This is a genomic window from Halioglobus sp. HI00S01 (assembly GCF_001635445.1).
GTDB classification, from domain to species: Bacteria; Pseudomonadota; Gammaproteobacteria; order Pseudomonadales; family Halieaceae; genus Halioglobus; species Halioglobus japonicus.
On record NZ_LWEE01000080.1, the window covers coordinates 1 to 473 of the forward strand.

General features: G+C 63.0%; 1 protein-coding gene. It reads left to right on the top strand.

Annotated elements, in window-relative coordinates; genetic code table 11:
- Positions 1–117: 117 nt before the first annotated feature.
- The coding region (locus A3709_RS12555; protein WP_197484176.1) for a transposase at positions 118–473 on the top strand (356 nt) is incomplete at its 3' end.

Sequence of the window (473 nt, forward strand, 5' to 3'; positions counted from 1 at the left end):
AGGCCCACAATCGCTCAATGAGCAGCTGCACGCACCGAGCCTACCCCGCCGCGTCAGGATAGTTGTCGTGTGAGTTGATTCGATGAGTCTTGGTCGGTGGGCGGAAGTGAGAGCTGTGTGGCGCGTTATTCGATAGAGCATCGGGAGTGGGTGGTGCGGCAGATGATGCCGCCCTTGAACCGGACGGTGCCGGAGCTGGTGGAAGCGACAGGCATTACTGATGCCACCCTGTATGCTTGGCGCAAACAGGCCAGAGCAGCGGGAGCAGTGGTGCCGGGAGATGGACAGCAGGCCGACCAGTGGTCGAGCCAGGACAAGTTTCGGGTGGTGCTGGAAAGCGCCAGCCTCAATGCGGCTGAGCTGGCGGAGTACTGCCGGCGCAAAGGCCTGTATGTCGAGCAGATCAACGCCTGGCGCGAAGCCTGCGAGCAGGCCAACAGCCTGGCTCAGCCGAGCAAGACCCGGCGCGAACG